Origin of the sequence: Photobacterium makurazakiensis (assembly GCF_050336715.1) — a bacterium.
Lineage (GTDB): Bacteria > Pseudomonadota > Gammaproteobacteria > Enterobacterales > Vibrionaceae > Photobacterium > Photobacterium makurazakiensis.
In genome coordinates, this window is record NZ_JAKJSJ010000011.1 from 211,596 (window position 1) to 232,757 (window position 21,162).

A 21,162-nucleotide genomic window follows, 5' to 3' on the forward strand; every position below is an offset into this window, starting at 1 on the left:
CAAAACAGGTTCCTAGTAGGAACCTGTTTGAAATCGTGACTCGTTTGAATTCAAGGTATTTACATGGCAGCTTTCACAGCTCGAGCCAACCGATGTGCTGCTTGTTTAGGGTCTGCTTCTTTAGCATTAAAGAAATTACTCACGACATCAAAAATGGCCGCCTGTACATAACTGGTTGTCGCCAAGCCCTGTGACACGCTTGGTACTAATCCTCCGTTGACTGCGGTCGTTTTAAACGCTGCCATCGAATCCTTTGCGCACTGATCAAAATTGTCTAAAGACATGTCCATTCTTACGGGAATCGAGCCTTTATTGAGGTTAAAGACGGTCTGGAACTCTTCATCTAAAATCGCACGAGCGAGATCTTCCTGTGCTTTTCTATTTCCTTCATCATTTAATTTAAAGAAAGCGAAGCTATCAATATTGTAAGTAAACAGCCCCTGAGTACCCGGTGCCGCGACACAGATATAATCTTTTCCTGGTGCTTTACCGTCTGCGGCAAATTCACCTTTCGCCCAATCACCCATAATCTGCATGGCCGCTTTACCATTGCTCACCATGCTTGTCGCAGTATTCCAGTCGTTGCCTCGGTATTTGGGGTCAACGTAATCTTTCATTCGGCGAAACTGGGTAAAGACCTCAACCATCTTCGGGCTGTTTAATACCGCCATGTCTAAAGACACAAATGCTTTCTGGTAGTCAGAAGGCCCTAATACAGCCAAAGCAACGGCTTCAAACAAGGTTACGTTTTGCCATGGCTGCCCCCCACCATGGGAAAGAGGAATATACCCAGCTTGTTTGATTTTCTCGGCTGCCGAAAAAAAATCGTCGAGGGTCACTGGGATTTCAACCCCAACGTCGGCAAACACTTCTGGGTTCGCCCATAGCCAATTTACTCGGTGAATATTGACCGGCACGGCAACATAATCGTCTTGGTATAAAATGATGTCTTGCGCGACCTTAGGCAGAAATTGTTGCCAGTGATCCGCTTTCGCAACGGCATTTAAATCCGCTAAAAAACCTAATCGCCCCCACTCTTCAATGTCATGCCCTTTTATTTGTGCCGCAGAAGGCGGATTGCCAGAGACTGCTCGCGTTTTTAAAACGGTCATTGCACTTTCACCACCTCCACCAGCGATGGCAAAATCTTTCCATTCGTTACCTTGCGCTTCGAGACTCTCTTTCAAGAGCTGTACAGATTTCGCCTCACCGCCCGAGGTCCACCAATGCAAAACCTCTATTTCACCCGCATAAGCCGTTAGCGATGAAGCCACAAAAGCAACACCGCAGGCAATAGACAATAGGGTATGTTTCATCATTTCGACCTTTATCTTTCTTTAATCAAACGAGGAATGAAGACTTTCACTTCAAGCCCACCGTCAGTTGCATTATGAATGGCCATGTCGCCACCATGAGCATGAATAATGTTACGGGCGATCCCCATTCCCAACCCATGGCCTTCATCATCCTTGGCAACACGAACATAGGGTTCAAACACCGCTTCAAGTGACTCTTCAGGAATGCCTGGGCCATTATCTTTAATAATCAGAATGAGTGAGCCTTTTTCATCAACAATAATGAATCGCACCTCTTCGCCATACTTCACGCCGTTATCAATCAAGTTGGTGAAGCACCGTTTTAACGCGAGCGGTTTACCAGTTAATGGCTCGATTGAGGTTTCAGGTATATGGACTTTGATCTGACCATGATTGTATTGCTCAGCAATGCTACGTAATAACTCTGAAATATCGACCTGCGCTAGATTTTCATGTAAATCGGTGTCTTTAACGGTCTGTAGCGCCCCTTTAACCATCATTTCCAGCTCATCGAGATCATTATTAAACTTTTCTATTTTGCTTTCGTCATCAATCAACTCAGCTCGGAGCCGCAACCGAGTAATCGGGGTTTTTAGATCGTGCGATATTGCCGAGAAAAGGTGTTCACGATCATCAATATAACGCCGGACACGCAGCTGCATTCGATTAAAGGCACGTGTTGCTGTTACCAACTCACTGGCCCCTTCCTCTTTGAGTGGCTGCTGATAAATATCAAAACTTAATGCATTGGCCGCATTAGCAAGACGTTTCAGAGGTTTGGTCTGACGTCGGATCATAAAATAGGTAAACACCAACAACAGGGTCGTCATGAACCCCATAAAAATCACTTGCTGGCTGGTAATAATTTCATCTTCTAACGTTACATAAGGGGCTGGCAACAGTCCGGCAATGTACAACCATTCGTTTTCCGCTAACTCTAACTGTACAACTAAGATAGGCGGGTTAAGCGGCTCAAGGCTAAGGGTATAGTGCGCCCACGAGCGAGGTAGATCTGCTAATAAAATATCATTCTTTAAAACATGCAGCGTTTCAGGGCGCGAAAACTCAACACGAATGACATCAAGACGAGGTAGCTTTTCTGTTAGTACATCCTTGAACGTTCTTACTGCGGTATTTCTCATTTGCGAAGAGGGAATAGGGTCAATCAAAATCTCTTCTTCATTAAAAGAAACAAAGAAACGTGTTCCCCCCATATTTCTCAGTTGGTCCAATACGATATGGCGGTATTCTAAGGGCAAAGATTGAAAGAATGTCACTGTCGAGGCAAACATATTCGCCATGCTCGATGACGCCGATTCTAACCCTTCCAAATCCCGCTGTTTTGATTGTCCGTACCAAATACTGGTCGCAATCATTTGTGCGAGAAAAACGGCTAATAACGTAAACCATAAGGTGCGCGCTAATAATGATTTTGGCACCCATTTTTGAATATTCATATTGTCCAGATCAGCCTTTGGCTGCGTCGTTATACCTAACGTATTGCTCGTTAAGTCCAACCGCCAGCATGATCCAGGGAAGTATTGATGGCTTGTTGCCTTGCCTGCTGGAAAGCTGGCGGTACGTGTTAGTCTTCGTAAGTCACTTCAGCATTAAACGAATAGCCATTACCTCGAATGGTCTTGATTAAACGTTGCTGTGTGCCTTTATCACCCAAGCGTTGGCGTAGGCGACTTAATTGAACATCAATACTTCTCGCCGACGGTGTTGCCTCGCGGCCACGCGTTGCGAATGAAATGGTATCGCGATCAAGCACTTCGTTCGGGCGGGTTAAAAACAGCATCAATAACGCAAAGTCACTGCCGCTCATATCGTAATCTTTATTTTTATCAAGATCATATAAACGCTGTGCCGCCGTATCTAACCGCCAATGAGCAAACCGGATTGATTTGGGTGCGGCAGGCATTTGCTGAGCTTCTGTTGGCTTTACACGACGTAAAAGAGCTTTAATTCGGGCCATGAGCTGTCGCGGACTAAAGGGCTTAGCAATATAATCATCAGCGCCGAGCTCAAGACCTATGATCTGATCCATTTCATCCGATACTGCTGTTAGCATAATAATCGGTACGTCAGATGTTTTACGAATGTATTGGCATAATGTAAAACCATCATCACCCGGCATCATAACATCCAATAAGATTAAATCAGGGTAGCCCATTGCGAGACGGCGCTTCATTTCTTCGCCTTCAGCTGCGGTGGTAACAGTAAATCCCGCTTTGGTTAAAAACTCTTCTAACAGCTCGCGGATTTCCTGATCATCATCGACAACAAGAACCTTCTTGCTCGTGTTCATTCTTTCTTCCTTTTCCACCCAAGCAGACAAACATAACAAACCCAATCAAAAAAGGCGCGTACTGCGCCTAAGAATCATGATCTGCATAGGAAAACGGGTTACATCATCTGGTGATATCGCTTAGGCAGTAACCAACGATATTTATGCGACACCCATTTGCATTTTATACTTAGTGACGGCACGTTCAAAAAAGTCACGCTCATCATCATCGCTGATGTTGTTTGCAATTTCTGCAAATACTTCATAGCCTTTTTTGGCATTTTTTACTTGCCACACCGAGTAAGCGGCCTGCTTATCCAGTTCTACACGGTTTTTTTCTGCATCTGACAACTGGGCTAAGTTATGCATTGCTATTTTCCAACATCAATCTATGAATACTGCGGCTAATTTTAACGAATATCCTAGCCCGATACCAATAACTCGTTGTCTATCACCCATTTCCTTCACCCATCTATACCCATAACCATTAAGCCCACCATAAATGGTGGGCTTAATAGGCGCTTTGGTGCGTATGAGGGTATCGGCTAAAAGCCTAATAACAATTTGAAGGTAATGAAAAATCCAGCGACCACTGCGACAGTTAATGCCACGCTCAATATCGGGCTTAGTGTAGAAACACAAGGGTTATGAATAGCGTCAGAAAGTGTAGGCTCATCAAAATCGATTTGTTTCTGGCCCTGAATCAACTCATTGACATAATATTTGATGGTTTCAACCGACTCATCAACGGAGTCAATAACCTGAGCACCTAACCACTTTTCGTGATCGACTAATTGGTTTTGAGTCACGGTTCTTGGCTCACTAAAATGGCCAGTACGGCGGTCAATTACCGACACCACCATTTTTTCATCACACTGAGACCACACCCAACAAGGTAGATAAGTACCTTCAACTTTGACGTTACTTGGAAATGGGAATTGCTGCTCTTTCATGACGGAAAGTAGTTTATCTTTAGAGTCATTAAGGTAATGAAGTTGCTGTAAACAACGCTCGAGCCAATGCGGAAAGTTATTACGAAAAGCCGTTTGACGCAATGGTGCTAGCCGAGCAGCACCGCGTACAACATATTCGGTCACCAACTGGCTAACGGAAGTGTTATCTGGCCATATGTTTTCCGCAGTCGATGAAGGTAACGTTAAACGCTGGCAAACCGTACCGCTTGGGGCCACCAGCATCACCGATTGCAGAGCATCCGACGGTGGTAAACGTGATGCCACTTTGTATTCAATACGCCACGGTCTTGATACCTCCTGTAAAATAGACCGATAAACCTGTTCAACTGTGGACTGGTAATGTTGATAGTTGGTCATGGCTTTCCTCCGGAGATATTACCTATGGATTACGACCATTATACTAAAATAGTAACAGCACTAACTTGATCGGAATCTTATTTTCAAACGATGTTTTATTCGCCTTTATTACTACAATCACACCACCAAAAAATTTATAATCTCGTCACCAAAACAATGCATATCACTCAGCGATGACTCACAATCATGCCTAAATTAACAATCATTACGACGCTTCCCGAAAACGCACCCATGTCTTTATTGCTTGAAGCCGATCCAAGTGAAGTGCAAATACAGAAATACCTCGAAGAGTCCCTCATTTATGTTGCCATGTTGAATAGTGAAGCGGTGGGGGTTTGTGTCGTTAAAGCAATGCCATTGCGCAGTGCAGAGTTAATGAATATTGCAGTTTGTCCAACACACCAGTCAAAGGGAATTGGAAGCCAGCTGCTACTACATGCCATAAAGCAAACAAAGCAGCTAGGTATCAAAACATTAACGCTTGGTACTGGTACATTTGGTTACCAGTTATCTTTTTATCAGCGTGTCGGTTTTCGCGTAACAAGCATCGATAAAGATTTTTTCTTAAACCATTATGATGCGCCTATTTTTGAGAATGGTATTCAGCATAAAGATATGCTGAGACTAACGTTAAGCCTTCAATAAAGTAGCCGCCAAAGGGTTATTCGTAGCGAACCGATGGCGGCTAATTCAATGATTTGTTCAAGGCGTTGACTTAAAATATTGGCCTACGATTTAAAGGCTAGCGCCAATGCCAAACATGATTGCATTGTTGGTTACATCGCCCATATCGCGATACTCATAACCCAAAGAAAGGTCAATAAATGGTAGCATCGAAAAAACAACACCAGCCCCACCAGTAAAGCCCCAACCGTCGTCTTCTATTTTGCTGCCTGGTCGCTCGATATCGTAGTCATAGTAATTGGTACCAATTTTCGCATACACACTACCAATTAATAATGGGATATCGCCCCGTACCGTTAAAGGGAAAGCGGTATAGTCGATGTCATTCGAGGCGCCGAGGTTCGAATCAACATCTGCACTGCCTTGCACCACTCCGGCATTGAGTGAAAATATATCGTTGATTTGATACGACCCATTAATACCATATTCAAAACCATACTCACTATTACCGTCGTATTCTACTTTCGCACTCCCTGCATGTGCTCCAACAGATAACCCTAAAATATCAGCGTGTACTGGTGCTGATAATGCGAATACGATGGCAGCCACTCCTAACTTTTTCATTTGCTCTATCCCTCGAATTAATTGCCGTAAAATTTTAGTTTTAATCTTTAACGAGTAGTTGATGAGCCTAAAAATTACCAATGGCATTCACCTTTTCCGTGCATCAAGTCACTGTCTGGATTCCATTTCTAAAATAAGCATTTAACGCACTCTAACGGCAATGGTATATGCTTATAAAATTATGACAGCGGAGGTGGCTTCAACAATGATCCGACTAAATCGGTTATTACTGCTCTCTGTGTTAGTACTTTTACTGAGTGCCTGTGAAAAAGAAACGTCTCCTACGGCCGATGTCATCTATATCAACGGTGATATTGTTACCATGGCCAAGCCCGAGATAGTCAGTGCCCTCGCGATAAAAGATGGGCGGATACAAGCGATAGGCACACAAATTGGGGTAATGCGGCATAAAGGAGACAGGACAGAAATTGTCGATTTGGATGGTAAAACGATGCTTCCCGGTTTTATTGACCCACACGGTGCCCTGATGGCAAATATCGAACAATTAGGCTCGATACAGGAAGCGCAATTAGCATTTGCAAAGCAAGGCTTTACTACCCTCTCTGAGGGTTCAGCCACAAAAGAGACCGTTGCCGTTTTGCAACAAGCAGCTAAAGATGAATTGCTCACCCAAGATATTATCGCCCTTCCGCTCTATAACGCTGCAACATTGCTACTATCGAGCTCACCCGAAATATTTGGTCAGTATCATAACCGTTTGAAATTCGGCGGTATAAAACTCATTTTAGATGGCACAGTCGAAAAAGAAACGGCATGGTTTGCTATGCCTTACCTCACGACTCAGGCACAAGATCCCGGATGGCGAGGTGAACCCAAGAAGCCCTTTAGCCAATTCAAACAGCGATACAGCGCTGCCATAAACCAAGATTTACAAGTTTTTGTCCATGCTGTTGGCGACGCTGCTATCGATGCTCTTATTCAAGCTGCATATGATTTAAAAATTAATGCCTCGCAAGATAAGCGCCACGTTGTCATCAAGTCACGCTTTATGCGGGTCAACCAACTAACTCATTACGTAAAATTGGGTTTTATCCCAAGCTTCGCTACGGGGCATATTTATTTCTATGGTGATAACGATGCATTAATACTGGGTAAGCAGCGGGCTTACTTTCAAAGCCCCGCACTTTCAGCAAATAATTTAGATATTCGATTTACCAACCACACCAGCAGTGCAGCACATGGAATACATGGCTTGAACAGTATTTGGAGTGCCGTAAGCCGACTCACAAAAGAAGGCAGCATTGCTGGTGCAGATGAGCGGGTCGACATACTCGATGCACTCAAAGCCATTACCATCTATGCCGCCTATCAGTTTTTCGAAGAGGACAATAAGGGCTCCCTTGAACCCGGAAAACTGGCTGACTTAGTGATCTTGTCGCAGAACCCCGTAAAGCTCGCGCCAGGCTTACTGCGTGATGTCCAAATTATCGAAACCATAAAAGAAGGAAAAACACTTTTTAGCCAAGCCAATACCGATTAAATAATGAACATCGCACCCTTTTTTCTCATCATTTCTCCCCTTTCGTCATCAGTAGCCCAATGAAATCCATTACAAGATCACTGCTATACCCTCGTTATTACATGGATTCACCTACAACTAATACAACAATAAAAACAACCACAAACAATTGATATTTAATAAGTTAAAACAAATTTATCACCATGTAATCAGAGTGAATAGCGACATTCACGCAAACGATATCCCTCGCTCTTTCAACACATTTGGTAATCAAGGTGCTATTTTAGAATGGTAGAGAACCGAAGTGTGATCCGGATCGCGAGATTCTGCGTTGCACTTACTTACACTTTCTCCATCAAGTAAAGCAACAATCCGGCCTCTTCGGTAGAAGCCACTGTGAACGCTTTCTCATAATTATTCGTCATTCTAGGAGTTATCTATGGCTACCCCACACATTAACGCAGAACGTGGTGATTTCGCTGAAACCGTACTGATGCCAGGAGACCCACTTCGTGCCAAGTTCATCGCTGAAAACTATCTAGATGACGTAAAACTTGTATGTGATGTACGTAACATGTTTGGTTACACCGGCACATACAAAGGCCAATCTGTTTCAGTGATGGGTCATGGTATGGGTATTCCTTCATGCTCAATCTATGTACACGAATTGATCAAAGACTTCGGTGTGAAGAACATCATCCGTATCGGTAGCTGTGGTGCTGTACATGACGACGTAAAACTAATGGACGTTATCATTGGCTTAGGTGCTTCTACTGACTCTAAAGTTAACCGTATTCGCTTTAACGATCATGATTTCGCAGCTATCGCGGATTACGGCATGCTAGAGACCGCAGTTAACGAAGCTCGCGCTCAAAATGTACCGGTTCGCGTTGGTAACGTATTCTCAGCCGATCTATTCTACAGCCCAGAAGCAGATCTATTCGATAAGATGGAAAAACTTGGCATTTTAGGGGTAGATATGGAAGCTGCGGGCATTTACGGTGTCGCTGCAGAGCTTGGTGCAAAAGCACTGACTATCTTGACGGTTTCGGATCACATCAAGCGTGGTGAAAACCTTAGCGCAGAAGACCGCCAAAAATCGTTTGCTCAAATGATGAATGTCGCACTAGAAACAGCCATTAAACTGTAACCACTTTCGTGGTCAGTACGCCCCGATGTACTGGCCACTTTTTCTCTGTATTATTTTCAAGCAATACCTCTACCATCATCGCTAGATGTTATAGGTATTGCCGAAAATAGGGATGTTAGTGTCAACAAAATGCTTTAGCCTGCTGAACCGCTGCTCAATATTTTGTAAAATGTGGCGTCTTACACAATTTGACGAATGAAGCCCTTCAGGTCTCAATTCAAGCGGTAGATAATGGCGACAACAAATTGCAGGTACTAATTATGTGCAGGGTTAAGAATTACCGACCCTGTACTTCCCTTCCCTCTTCATTATTTATAAAGACAAGCGAAACGGATAACGCAACTATTACTCAAGCCCATGGTATAACGTTAGGCTGGCATGATGAAAACACCCGACAGCGATAATCACACCCTTTTGCTTCCAGAAGCAAGTCACGGTACCCAGCTTAATCACTGTAAAACCGTAAGTTGCAAACATTTTGGGTCAACCGATACCAGCCATTATGTTCTACAAAGAAGCAATCCGAAAAAACCTATTCTTGTGTGCCGTGAGTGTGGCGCTTTCCCACCATTGGTGAATAACCATGATGTCGGTGCTGAAGTCACACGACTTCAACAGCAGCAGCGCTGTGGTCTACCCGCTTGTAATAATGCCGAATGTGAAAACCTTGGACTGCCCGTTCTCACTCACCGTCATTTGTATCATGCCTTTGGTTATAGTGGTGATCGTCAACGCTATCGATGCAAATGTTGTCAGGCAACTTTCGTCGATCGCTGGTCTGGGTTTAATAATAAAAACCAATTACAACAGAAGCTACTGGCTATGTTATTTACGGGCTATTCCGTGCGCGATATTTGCCGACGTTTGAACATGAACCCAAAATCGTTTTATGATCACTTGTCCCATATCGCGAGTCGCTGCCGACGCCAATTAACCATCTTTGATGCCCGCTTATTCAAACAAGCAGAATCACTCGAGTTAGCGTCAAACATTCGCCCACTACAGCCAAAAAGTGATAATGGTGTACTGTGGATGGCCAGCTGTGAAGCCCAAACGGGCTATGTTGTTGCACAAGATATTAATTACCAACAAACAGCAGAAACACAAGGCACAGAACAACATGACCCATACGTGAATGGGACACGGTTTATGTCTGTTCCCATCGAAAAGCAGGTTGAAACAAACACCGCTCCCCTGCAAGGCTTATTGGCACAAATTGACACGAAATACCGTGATATGATGTCAAGACCCAACCTTGAAGACCCATTAACTAGTATGCCAAGGATTAACTACCCAGCCAAAGGTTGTTTGATCCGGCCACAATACACCGTATATGCCCACTACCTTCACCTGCGTGGCATGCTCGAAAATAATCGCTCATTGTCAATTTACATGCAGCAAGAAACCTTGTTGCGTTCAGCCTGTATCTCAATTTTTGTCGACCATATAAAAGACAAAACCATCCACCCTATTTATGTTGAATACGATCCTCACTGGCAACATAACCAACCTGTAGGGCGTATCGACATTGTCTTAATGGGTTGGTGGCGAGATCGGTGGGCCTTTACCCGCCACAACAGTATAAGTAAAGGTATTTGCCACCTTGGCGGAGAAAAAGACAATGAAGGCTATTGGCTTGAACATGCATCGCATGATGCCATTACCGAATACCAACAGCGCTTTCACGACCAATTTAGCCAGTTAGTTAATGAGCCACGTAGAAAGCTTCGTCCGGGTGGATTACTACCACTGCTCGATATTTACCGAGCCTGGAATAATCTATGCCACCAAGATCGTAATGGGCAAACACCAGCACAAAAAGTTGGTCTAATTACAAGTCCGTTAACGCTAGAGCAACTGCTAAGCTAGCGCGCATATTTATACTTTATTTTGTCGCTCACAATACGCAACAACGCTAATATTGTGAGCGCTAATATGATCGATGGGATCGTATTTCTTCCTCTCAATCTAGACAATAGATTGATTCCTACCTCCCTTCTATACGACACTCATGTGAATACCAATAAAAAAACGCTGTTAATGAATCCCACTGGCGTATTGATAAAACAAGAATGTAATATCGAAATGGATTTCGAGGTGTAGTTTGCTATATATGTTTTCAAATCGAATAAAACCAATTTTGCTCGGCAGTATGCTTTTTATTGGCATCGTTCCAGCTTTTTTTTATAGCTGGTTTAGTAGCGATAAATTATCAACGGTTGCTATCGGCCAAATAGCCAAAGGGCTTAGTAGCCGTAACGAACTAGCGGCTCACAACCTCGATGATATTCTCGCTCAACGGGTACTCAGTATTCAGAAACTGGCGAGTTCTCCCGTTTTCGATTTAGCCTCAAATAACAGCATTATCACCGATGATTTTATAACCAGCTACCTGAAAGAACTCGTGACTGTGGATGCTGGCTTTGGCGAGATATATCTGCTTGAAAATCAACAACAGCAACTTTCACTATTGGCTGGCTCTGCCGAACAATCACTGCCAGAGTTAGATTCGGCGCTCAAGCAAGCTGGTATTAATTTACAATCTGTACGCATTGAAACCTTGCCTAGCACTCCGTCACCGATATTTTTCTCATCAACACAAAACCAAAACAGTAACCCATATATTTATATCGTCTCGACAGTGCGTCACTCACACCAGCCTACTGACGCTAAAGAGCGTTTTTTAATCATCAAATATAAGCTTGAAGAACTAAATCGCCAACTGACTTATTTGGGCGAACGTATTAGCAATAGTGACTACATTATGCTGATTGATCCGCAAGGTAATGCAGTACTAACAGGCCGTGACCAAGATAAAACAACAGCGGCCTTTATCGATTTTAAACGTTTTTTCCAACAGTCACTGGATCAGCAACCAACAGCGGCTAATGAGCTCATAACCTACAACAATCAGCTTGGCGAAACCATGGTTGCGACCCTGTCGCCATTAACGTTCCGCTTAGCTGGCGTACCACACTGGTCACTCGTTTCCATCACCCCTAAACACAGTGTTACTGCGACTATTGAGTACCTTCATCATTATTTTATGCTGGCGCTACTCGCAACAGCTGGCGTCGTATTAACTTTATCGTTGATGCTGTCACGACGAATCACAGTGCCGATAGCCAAACTGTCTCGGTTTGCGGCACAATTTAGACTGGGTAATTATACTCGCAATGAAAATTTTCATGGTCCACATGAATTTAAAGTATTACACGATGCCTTAAACCAAGGGGCTGATAAAATTGCCTACGATACCGGACGGTTAAATCAAGCGTTACATAAAGCGGAATCTGCAGATAGTGCTAAATCGGCCTTTTTAGCGAACCTCTCGCACGAGATACGTACCCCGATGAACGGCATGCTCGGCCTTGCACAGCTACTGCTCAAAACGGATTTGAATAAAGCGCAAGAGCAACACTTATATACCTTGCTTGATTCAGGTAAACACATGATGTCACTGCTTAATGACATCCTCGATTTTTCTAAAATAGAGCAAGGTCAACTCAAGCTCGATCCCACTCATTTTTGCTTTACCGATCTCATTGGCACCATTGAAAGTACCTATTACTCACTAGCCAAAGAAAAAGGTATCGGATTTAATATCCACTGCGAGTTTGACCAAACAGGTTGGTTTTATGCAGATAAAGCGAGAATCCGCCAGATTTTGTTTAACTTAAGCAGTAATGCCGTCAAGTTCACCGAAAAAGGCCATGTGGATATTACGCTTCGCCTTTGTGATAGCCGTGAAAAAAATCACCAAGTTTTAACCATTATTACCAAAGATACGGGCATTGGTATTCCAGCCGATCGCATCAACCAAATCTTTAACCCATTCGCCCAAGCAGAAGCTTCGACCAGCCGGCGTTTCGGTGGTACAGGGTTAGGATTAAGCATTGTTAGCCAGCTTGCAACGCTGATGAAAGGCGACATCAAGGTTGAAAGCCAAACAGGGCAAGGGTCCACCTTTACCGTAAATTTAACCGTCGAAAAAGGGCAATACATTGAAGAAGAAAAGCATGATGTCGCTTTTGACCAAAGTGCTTTCTCTAACTTAAAAGTCCTTATTGTCGAAGACAATCACTTGAACGTCATGATCATTGATACCTTTCTAAAGCACAGAGGTTTCAAAACAGATGTAGCAGAAAACGGGGCTGAAGCCCTGGCGATGCTAGAAAATAATATCTTCGATCTTATTTTGATGGACAACCATATGCCCATTATGGATGGGATCGAAGCAACCAGCCGTATTCGCGCCCTACCCACTATTGCCAGCCAAACGCCAATTTTCGCCTGTACCGCCGATGTTTTTGCAGAAACTCAGCAAAACATGCTTAATGCTGGCGTCGAGTGTGTGATCACCAAACCGCTTGATGAACGGAAGCTTATTGATGCCCTACAACGTTTTAAAAGCAAAATTACTGCGATGGCTTCACACCGTTCACTCAATACCATCGATGAAAACGTTCAAGAACTAACGCTCGCTTTCTCTGAGGATGACGATCAAGAGGCTCCTCACACCATCATCACTGAACATCATTCAGCTGCCACATCAAATCGAACCATTAACGAAGAAAGCCATATAGAAAGCATGAGTGATATGGTTAACGAAGACTTTGATGACTTTGACGTGGATGATGCACCCTCTGGCTTTACACTCGATCCTGATGCTTTTACAGAAATAGACATTAATACATTATTAGAAGTGATGGATAACGACCACGATATTTCTGTTCAATTCCTTCATATGTTCTGCGATGAACACGGAGGCGATGTGTCGCGCTTAAAGCGCACATTAGAGCAAAGAGATTTTGATAATGCAGTATTGATCAGCCATTCATTAAAAGGAGTCTCTAGCAGTGTTTGTGCATATAAAGTTCACCAAGCCGCAATCGTTGTTGAGCAGCAAGTAAAGCAACAACAGCTCCCATCAGAACAAGATATCAACCACCTTGAAGCAAGCCTCATTGCTGCTTGTAGCCAAATTAAAGAAAAGCTGTCTTAACCCGCAGGTTGTAAAGGCACCCTCATATGAATGCACCTTCATCTGAGGGTGCCGTAATTTATGCCGTCCGTAATAACTAACTCCACTCAGCGCTCTCGCTCATATCTGTGCTAGCACCTGCACAATGGCTCCTTCGCCTACGATAAACAACACCATGTAATATTGTGTAATAACTAACCTTGGCCTTTAATATACACTCAACAGCATATTCTTAGTCGATATCATGGGTTGTCGAAACTGATGTTGTGAGTGTTCTTTTCACGCTATACATCAACGCGCGTAGTACGTACTGGCTAAGCTTTTCATACATGAAGGGATACTAACCATGACCACCAACGTAAGTGAATCCACGATCGTTTCTGCAGCAATTTACCCACCGATTGGAGTAACGCGTGTCGGCAATAGCGTTAATGAATTTTTCATCGGGCCAGAGGTTAATCAGCCGCAGGCCCAAGACGCCAATTATTATCGGGATTCTAGTGGGGCACTAAAACGTCAAGCAGCACGGTTTCGGATCTATGGGTTAAATGCACATGGAAACATTGTTAAAGAACTAACAACGGATAACGCAGTAATTAACTGGACAGCTCAACTCGCGAACCAAAAAGCCTCTTGGTATAAATTTGAATTAGCCTTAGATATTCCCGAGGCAGTGGACGCAACACCATCAACGCTGCGTAATAAAAGTGAACCCGACCGCAGCAAGCTGCTTATTGATGGCGGCCAGCAGCAAGTAAGCGGATGTAACATCGATGGTCAATCGAGCCAGTTCATTGGAAGCTTTGGCTTAGTTAATAAGTCAGGAGAGTTAAAACAGACATCTGTCTATTTAGGTGAGATGCGCACAGATGAAAAAGGTCGCTTAGTTATGCTAGGTGGGCACGGTAAATCTGAAAACCTCAACGACGATCCAGCCGTGTCCTTTGGTAACAATGAGGGTTGGTATGATGACACCTCTGATGGGCCAATAACAGCCGAAGTAACAGTCGATGGCAAACCAATCTATGTTAAACCTGCTTGGGTTATTTGTGCGCCACCAGATTATGCACCGATGCAAAAGTCTGTCAGAACTATGTGGGACTTAATGCGTGATGTGGCCGTCTCTGCCCGAATGCTTCCCGAGCCTAAGGAGCCTTCTTTCACTCATGACATATTGCCCATTTTTCAACGAATGACAGACTTACAATGGGTCAATGCAGGGTTTGCCGCAGGATTTGGCTGGGATAGTCCCTTTGATTTTACATCTGAAAAGTGGCTATCTCGCCTCAGTAAACGCTTTGACCCAACAAATGAGTCCGATACATGGCAAGAACTCCGTCGTACGCTCTATAATAATTTTCGTCGCTTAGACACAGATTTTAAGCTGACAACTGACAATCCAAGTTCTGTATCTAGCTGGAATCCTGAATATAGTGCGCTATCACCACAACAATGGCCGTGGATATATGGTGATGCAATGGATAAACATGCAACAGACTCCCCACGCCAATTTGCCAGTTTAACGCGAATCCAATTAAGCGCCTTATCACGGTGGGTAGAGGGAGATTTCAAAGATGATTACATCCCTTGCTCCCCCGCAGTGACAAGTATTGAAGATGTTCCTTTAGCTGAACAACCCGAAATGTTAACCAAAGCGGCAATGGAGTTTTGCCTTGCTGATGCTTTCCACCCTGGTTGTGAACTGACATGGCCAATGCGCACGCCGGGCATGTATTCAGAGGCATTCCGTTTACAGCATGCTGATAATACCTCTCCAACTCATAACATTAATTATGGCCCTGTGATGACGCCACAAATTACCCAACAACCAAATGGCCCACTATTAAGTGGTCAAATCGCTGGCGGGCTTACCCGCTGGATGGCTATCCCGTGGCAAACTGACACCGCCAGTTGTCGAGATGGCTACAACGAAGCTTATGACCCATATTTACCTACATTCTGGCCTGCTCGTGTGCCAAATAACATGCTAAATCGTGAAAATTACCGAAAAGTGATTGATGAACGCCACTCGATGGAAGATAGGCAACAGGCATTTAATGAGCGTGAATTTTGGTTAGATGATCTTCCGATCAGCCAAGGCCTAGAGCCCGCTGATATATATCAAGCACAAATTAATAGCATGGTGACAAATTTTGACAAATTAGCCATCGTATTACCTCAGTCTAAGGCGGGCATTACTGGTTTTCCAAAAACCATGCAGGTTGGCTTAACGCATATCGAACCTGAAAGTACGGTACTTTTTGATTCTGAAACATTCATGGAAGTTAAATCGAAGAATACCCTCAAGTGCCGCCCTAATTTAAGTCTGACAGACAAAGCCAACCGCTTTGTAACAAAAGGCTAGGCCGTATGAGTGTTAAGCCAACCGCTGACACGAATATTGCGATTATTGGCGCTGGCGTTGGCGGCTGTATTGCAGCCCTTGCGCTAGCGCCGCACTATTCAGTCACACTCATTGATAAGCAGGTAGCTTTGCCTCCAAGAGTTGGAGAATGCCTGCCACCCGCTACCTTACGAATATTAAGAGCACTCAAGCTAGAGCACCTACTTAATGAACAGCATCACCTGAAAAGCCAAGGAATGCTGTCTTATTGGGGCAGTGAACAGCCAACTATCGTTGACAACTTGAGTAACCCTGATGGCTTTGGTTGGCACATCGATAGACCTCTATTTGAGCAACAACTACGCCAAGCAGCGCAAGAACGAGGAGTAACCTGCCTTTGGCCAAGCCATTTAATTACCAATACTAAGATGGCTAAACATTGGGAATTAAAACTACAGCAAGGCAGCGAGATTAGATCACTAAATGCGGATGTTGTTATAGATGCAACAGGCCGGCATTGTGTTTTCACTCGCCAGCTGGGCGTGGCAAGACAGCAATTTGATAAGCTAACGTCTGTATGGCTAACGGCTAATGTACATGTGAATAAAAAATTTGGGCTGATCAGCAGTACAGATAAAAGCTGGTGGTATAGCGCACCAATTCCAACCTTGCCAACAAATCACGCGCCAGAAAGTAAGAGCAGCTCTGCACAAGCACGTGTTTTCTCATGGCAGGCAGAATCAGCCATTATTGACAAAACGTTGTCTAAATCACCGCAAGCTTTTTTAACAGCAGCCTGCAAAGCCCCAGGCTTTAAGCCCTTGATTGAGCAAATAGACCTTTCATCAGTCAAACTTCAAGGAATTGTTGCCGCAAACTCGTCAAAGCTAAGCACCTGTAGTGGTCAACAATGGTTTGCTATTGGTGATGCTGCGATGAGTTTTGATCCGATTTCATCACAAGGCATGTTTAATGCAATGGCGAGTGCTATGCAATTAAGTGAACTGTTAATAACAAACGGCCTACACCATATGGAAAACCAACACCTCTATCAACAGCAGATGGACAGCGTTTGGCAACAGTATTTAGCACATAAAGAATTGTTTTATAACATGATGAGCTGACAGCTTGGTTTAGTTTACAAAACCAAATAATGAGCATGAGTAAACCATTTCGAACAACTTTACGCTTATCCGGTCTATATACTTAGGTATAGGCACTTTGCCTCAAGAGTATCCGGAGTCCACATGCGTACTAAGCCACTGATCGTCCCATTACTGCTTCTCGGCTTTAGCAACGCCTGTTTCGCCGACAACGTTTTCAACAACCCGCCAGCCAGCGTTACTTGGCTCAACAGTGACCAATACAAAGATGTAAAAAGTACTTCTGGCAGCCAGTCACGTTATGAACAGAACGTATTTTCGCAACTGTCAAAACAGTTTGGAAAAGAAGCAAATAAATACCTAACAAAAGACCAAACACTTATTATCACTGTGACAGATCTCGACTTAGCAGGCATGGTGAGATATAGAGCAGAACTGTCACAAGAAATCCGTATATTGGATAGCGCAACACCACCTAAGCTGAGTTTCAACTATCAAGTTAAGCAAGGGGATGAAATAGTAAAAGAAGGTACCGAGCAACTTAGAGATCTTAACTATCAGGCCAGCGTTATCGGACGCGCAAAAGAAAAACCTCTGGCTTATGAAAAAGCGCTTATTGATAAATGGGCGAAGCACGCACTGTAGCGCTCTTAAAGCTTGGGCCAGAAAAATGCATTTCACTGACAATAATTTAGCACGAGCACACATCACCAGCCCCCCTCAAACGCGAACATAAGATCACAAGCCTGATCATATGTTCACACTAAAACCCTTTGTAAATCACAACAAAAACCGCCAGCATTTAGTGCTCCAACTCTAAACAGCTAATAACCAGATAAAAAGTGGGATCAATACACGTTTTGATTCCATTTCTAATTGACAAAATCCCCAAAAACGCTAATTATCGAATCATCAATTGTTCTTAAGCATCCCAATTGCTCAATAATGATGTTTTTGGTTTGCAGCGTATTAGTTAAGAGCAAGTAATAATGACTTTACTAGCTTCACATTAGGCTAGCATTGAAACAATGCCCAACATGTAAAAAGGTCGATAGATATGAGCACAAAACTGGAACAATTGCGCGCGCTAACAACTGTTGTTGCTGACACGGGTGACATTGAAGCAATCAGCAAATACAAGCCTGAAGATGCGACAACTAACCCATCGCTAATTCTAAAAGCAGCACAAATTGCTGAGTATGCTCCACTTATCGATCAGTCTATTGCATACGCTAAAGCACAGAGCAATGACAAAGCACAACAAGTACAAGATACTTGCGACATGCTTAACGTCAGCATCGGTAAAGAAATCCTTAAAGTCGTTCCTGGTCGTATCTCAACGGAAGTTGATGCTCGTCTTTCTTACGACATGGAAGGCAGTGTTGCTAAAGCTCGTCAACTAATCAAAATGTACAACGACGCTGGCATTACTAACGACCGCATTCTGATCAAACTAGCGTCTACTTGGGAAGGTATCCGCGCAGCTGAAATCCTAGAAAAAGAAGGTATCAACTGTAACCTAACGCTTCTATTCTCATTCGCTCAAGCGCGTGCTTGTGCTGAAGCAGGTGTCTTCCTTATCTCTCCTTTTGTTGGTCGCATCATGGACTGGTACAAAGCGAAAGAAGGCCGCGACTTCGAAGCATCTGAAGACCCAGGCGTTATCTCTGTAGCAAGCATCTACAACTACTACAAAGAGTACGGTTACAAGACTGTTGTTATGGGCGCAAGCTTCCGTAACATCGGTGAGATCCTTGAACTTGCTGGTTGTGACCGCCTAACTATCGCACCTCAACTTCTAGCTGAACTTGAAGCAGCAGAAGGCGAAGTCGTAGAAAAGCTAATCGATTCTAACGGTACTAAAGAGCGTCCTGCTGCAATGACTCACGCCGAGTTCCTATGGGATCACAACCAAGACCCAATGGCGGTTGAAAAACTGGCCGAAGGTATCCGTAACTTTGCGGTTGACCAAGGTAAGCTTGAGACCATGATTGCAGAGCGTCTGTAAAACTTAATACTATTTCAGAAAGCGGCCTTTAGCCGCTTTCTTACTTTTTTGAATTGATTTAATTTTTGGTGACATAACTATGGAACGTAAAGTCCTCGCAAATGCAATCCGTGCCTTGAGCATGGACGGTGTTCAACAAGCTAATTCTGGTCACCCTGGTGCGCCAATGGGTATGGCTGATATCGCTGAAGTTCTATGGCGTAGTCACCTGAATCATAACCCACAGAACCCTGAGTGGGCTGATCGCGACCGTTTCATTCTGTCGAACGGTCACGGTTCAATGCTGATTTACTCTCTATTGCACCTATCAGGTTACGAGCTTTCAATTGAAGACCTGAAAAACTTCCGCCAGCTTCACTCTAAGACTCCTGGCCACCCAGAATACGGTTATGCGCCTGGTATCGAAACAACGACTGGTCCTCTTGGTCAAGGCATTACCAATGCGGTTGGTATGGCGATGGCTGAAAAATCGTTGGCAGCACAATTTAACCAAGAAGGTCACGAAATCGTTGACCATTTCACTTATGCATTCATGGGTGATGGTTGCCTTATGGAAGGTATCTCGCACGAGGCATGTTCTCTAGCGGGTACGCTAGGTCTTGGCAAGTTAGTTGCTTTCTGGGATGACAACGGCATCTCTATTGATGGCGAAGTAGAAGGTTGGTTCTCTGACGATACCCCTAAGCGTTTTGAAGCCTACGGCTGGCATGTGATCCCAGCAGTAGACGGTCATGATTCTGAAGCTATTAATGCTGCGATTGAAGCAGCAAAAGCTGAAACTGGCCGCCCTACATTAATTTGTACTAAAACGGTTATCGGTTTTGGTTCACCAAACAAAGCGGGTACGCACGACTGTCACGGTGCTCCACTTGGTGCTGATGAAATTGCAGCAACGAAGAAAGCACTTGGCTGGGAACACGGCGCGTTTGAAATTCCTGCAGATATTGCAGCTGAGTGGAATGCACAAGAAGCTGGTGCAGCAAAAGAAGCTGATTGGAACGCTAAGTTTGAAGCATACGCAGCCGCTTACCCTGAACTAGCCGCTGAGTTTAAGCGTCGTACTAACGGTGAACTACCTGCTGAGTGGGAAGAAAAAGCCAACGCAATCATTGCTGATCTACAAGCTAACCCAGCGAATATCGCATCACGTAAAGCATCTCAAAACGCACTAGAAGCATTTGGTGCGATGCTACCAGAATTCATGGGCGGCTCTGCTGACCTTGCACCATCTAACCTAACCATGTGGTCTGGCTCTAAGTCACTAGAAGCGAATGACTTCTCTGGTAACTACATCCACTACGGTGTACGTGAATTCGGTATGACAGCTATCATGAACGGTATTGCGCTGCACGGTGGTTTCGTACCATACGGCGCAACATTCCTAATGTTCATGGAATACGCGCGTAACGCAATGCGTATGGCTGCTCTGATGAAAATTCAGAACATCCAAGTTTACACGCACGACTCAATTGGTCTGGGTGAAGATGGTCCTACGCACCAACCTGTAGAGCAAATTGCTTCGCTACGTCTAACACCAAACATGAGCACATGGCGTCCATGTGACCAAGTGGAATCAGCTGTTGCTTGGAAACTAGCAATTGAACGTAAAGATGGTCCTACATCGCTTATCTTCTCGCGTCAGAACCTTGCACAGCAAGCACGTACTGAAGCGCAGGTTGCTGACATCGCTAAAGGTGGCTACATCCTGAAAGATTGCGAAGGCAAGCCAGAGCTTATCCTTATCGCAACAGGTTCTGAAGTTGAGCTAGTTGTTCAAGCTGCTGCACAACTAACGGCTGAAGGTAAGCAAGTACGTGTTGTTTCCATGCCTGCAACTGATGCATTCGACAAGCAAGATGCCGCTTACCGTGAATCGGTACTGCCTTCTGATGTAACTGCACGTATTGC

Annotated in this window: 16 protein-coding genes; 10 read left to right on the forward strand and 6 right to left on the reverse strand. The window is 44.2% G+C overall.

The window, feature by feature from the left end:
- Positions 1 to 59: 59 nt before the first annotated feature.
- The 5 genes from L4D09_RS04570 to L4D09_RS04590 all read right to left on the reverse strand — a co-directional run bounded on the left by L4D09_RS04570 (position 60) and on the right by L4D09_RS04590 (position 4,937).
- Positions 60 to 1,316, reverse strand: coding sequence for an ABC transporter substrate-binding protein (locus L4D09_RS04570; protein ID WP_428456311.1), 1,257 nt, complete (start codon positions 1,314 to 1,316; stop codon positions 60 to 62).
- Between the two features lie 11 nt (positions 1,317 to 1,327).
- On the reverse strand, positions 1,328 to 2,773 hold the full coding sequence (locus tag L4D09_RS04575; RefSeq protein ID WP_428456312.1) for an ATP-binding protein: 1,446 nt from the start codon (positions 2,771 to 2,773) through the stop codon (positions 1,328 to 1,330).
- Positions 2,774 to 2,901: 128 nt separating this feature from the next.
- Positions 2,902 to 3,627, reverse strand: coding sequence for a response regulator (locus tag L4D09_RS04580; protein WP_428456313.1), 726 nt, complete (start codon positions 3,625 to 3,627; stop codon positions 2,902 to 2,904).
- 141 nt (positions 3,628 to 3,768) lie between these two features.
- Positions 3,769 to 3,975 (reverse strand): DUF3283 family protein, encoded by a 207-nt coding sequence (locus L4D09_RS04585; protein WP_428456314.1) that lies wholly within the window; start codon positions 3,973 to 3,975, stop codon positions 3,769 to 3,771.
- Positions 3,976 to 4,151: 176 nt separating this feature from the next.
- Entirely contained in the window at positions 4,152 to 4,937 is a 786-nt protein-coding gene (locus L4D09_RS04590; protein WP_428456315.1) for a hypothetical protein, read from the reverse strand.
- 186 nt (positions 4,938 to 5,123) lie between these two features.
- On the opposite strand from L4D09_RS04590, the gene L4D09_RS04595 reads away from it, so the two are divergent.
- Positions 5,124 to 5,582 (forward strand): GNAT family N-acetyltransferase, encoded by a 459-nt coding sequence (locus tag L4D09_RS04595; protein ID WP_428456316.1) that lies wholly within the window; start codon positions 5,124 to 5,126, stop codon positions 5,580 to 5,582.
- Between the two features lie 90 nt (positions 5,583 to 5,672).
- Here L4D09_RS04595 and L4D09_RS04600 read toward each other — a convergent pair whose 3' ends face one another.
- Positions 5,673 to 6,185 carry a porin family protein gene (locus L4D09_RS04600; RefSeq protein ID WP_428456317.1) on the reverse strand — a complete coding sequence of 171 codons (513 nt, stop codon included), beginning with the start codon at positions 6,183 to 6,185 and terminating at the stop codon, positions 5,673 to 5,675.
- 205 nt (positions 6,186 to 6,390) lie between these two features.
- Here L4D09_RS04600 and L4D09_RS04605 point away from each other — a divergent pair, with 205 nt between their 5' ends.
- From L4D09_RS04605 to tkt, 9 genes are all read left to right on the forward strand, one after another.
- The gene (locus tag L4D09_RS04605; RefSeq protein WP_428456318.1) at positions 6,391 to 7,686 is read left to right on the forward strand and encodes an amidohydrolase; all 1,296 of its coding nucleotides are present in this window, start codon (positions 6,391 to 6,393) and stop codon (positions 7,684 to 7,686) included.
- A gap of 418 nt (positions 7,687 to 8,104) precedes the next feature.
- A complete protein-coding gene (deoD, locus tag L4D09_RS04610) occupies positions 8,105 to 8,815 on the forward strand; it encodes a purine-nucleoside phosphorylase (protein ID WP_428456319.1) in 711 nt (236 codons plus the stop codon).
- Positions 8,816 to 9,193: 378 nt separating this feature from the next.
- The gene (locus tag L4D09_RS04615; protein WP_428456320.1) at positions 9,194 to 10,684 is read left to right on the forward strand and encodes a transposase; all 1,491 of its coding nucleotides are present in this window, start codon (positions 9,194 to 9,196) and stop codon (positions 10,682 to 10,684) included.
- A 244-nt stretch (positions 10,685 to 10,928) separates the two neighbouring features.
- A complete protein-coding gene (locus tag L4D09_RS04620; RefSeq protein ID WP_428456321.1) occupies positions 10,929 to 13,820 on the forward strand; it encodes an ATP-binding protein in 2,892 nt (963 codons plus the stop codon).
- A gap of 325 nt (positions 13,821 to 14,145) precedes the next feature.
- The gene (locus tag L4D09_RS04625; RefSeq protein ID WP_428456322.1) at positions 14,146 to 16,164 is read left to right on the forward strand and encodes a LodA/GoxA family CTQ-dependent oxidase; all 2,019 of its coding nucleotides are present in this window, start codon (positions 14,146 to 14,148) and stop codon (positions 16,162 to 16,164) included.
- Between the two features lie 5 nt (positions 16,165 to 16,169).
- Entirely contained in the window at positions 16,170 to 17,267 is a 1,098-nt protein-coding gene (locus L4D09_RS04630; protein ID WP_428456323.1) for an NAD(P)/FAD-dependent oxidoreductase, read from the forward strand.
- Between the two features lie 123 nt (positions 17,268 to 17,390).
- The gene (locus L4D09_RS04635) at positions 17,391 to 17,891 is read left to right on the forward strand and encodes a DUF3016 domain-containing protein (protein WP_428456324.1); all 501 of its coding nucleotides are present in this window, start codon (positions 17,391 to 17,393) and stop codon (positions 17,889 to 17,891) included.
- 412 nt (positions 17,892 to 18,303) lie between these two features.
- The gene (gene tal, locus L4D09_RS04640) at positions 18,304 to 19,254 is read left to right on the forward strand and encodes a transaldolase (RefSeq protein WP_428456325.1); all 951 of its coding nucleotides are present in this window, start codon (positions 18,304 to 18,306) and stop codon (positions 19,252 to 19,254) included.
- A 79-nt stretch (positions 19,255 to 19,333) separates the two neighbouring features.
- Positions 19,334 to 21,162 (forward strand): transketolase (gene tkt, locus L4D09_RS04645; RefSeq protein WP_428456326.1); only part of this gene is annotated, 1,829 nt, incomplete at its 3' end.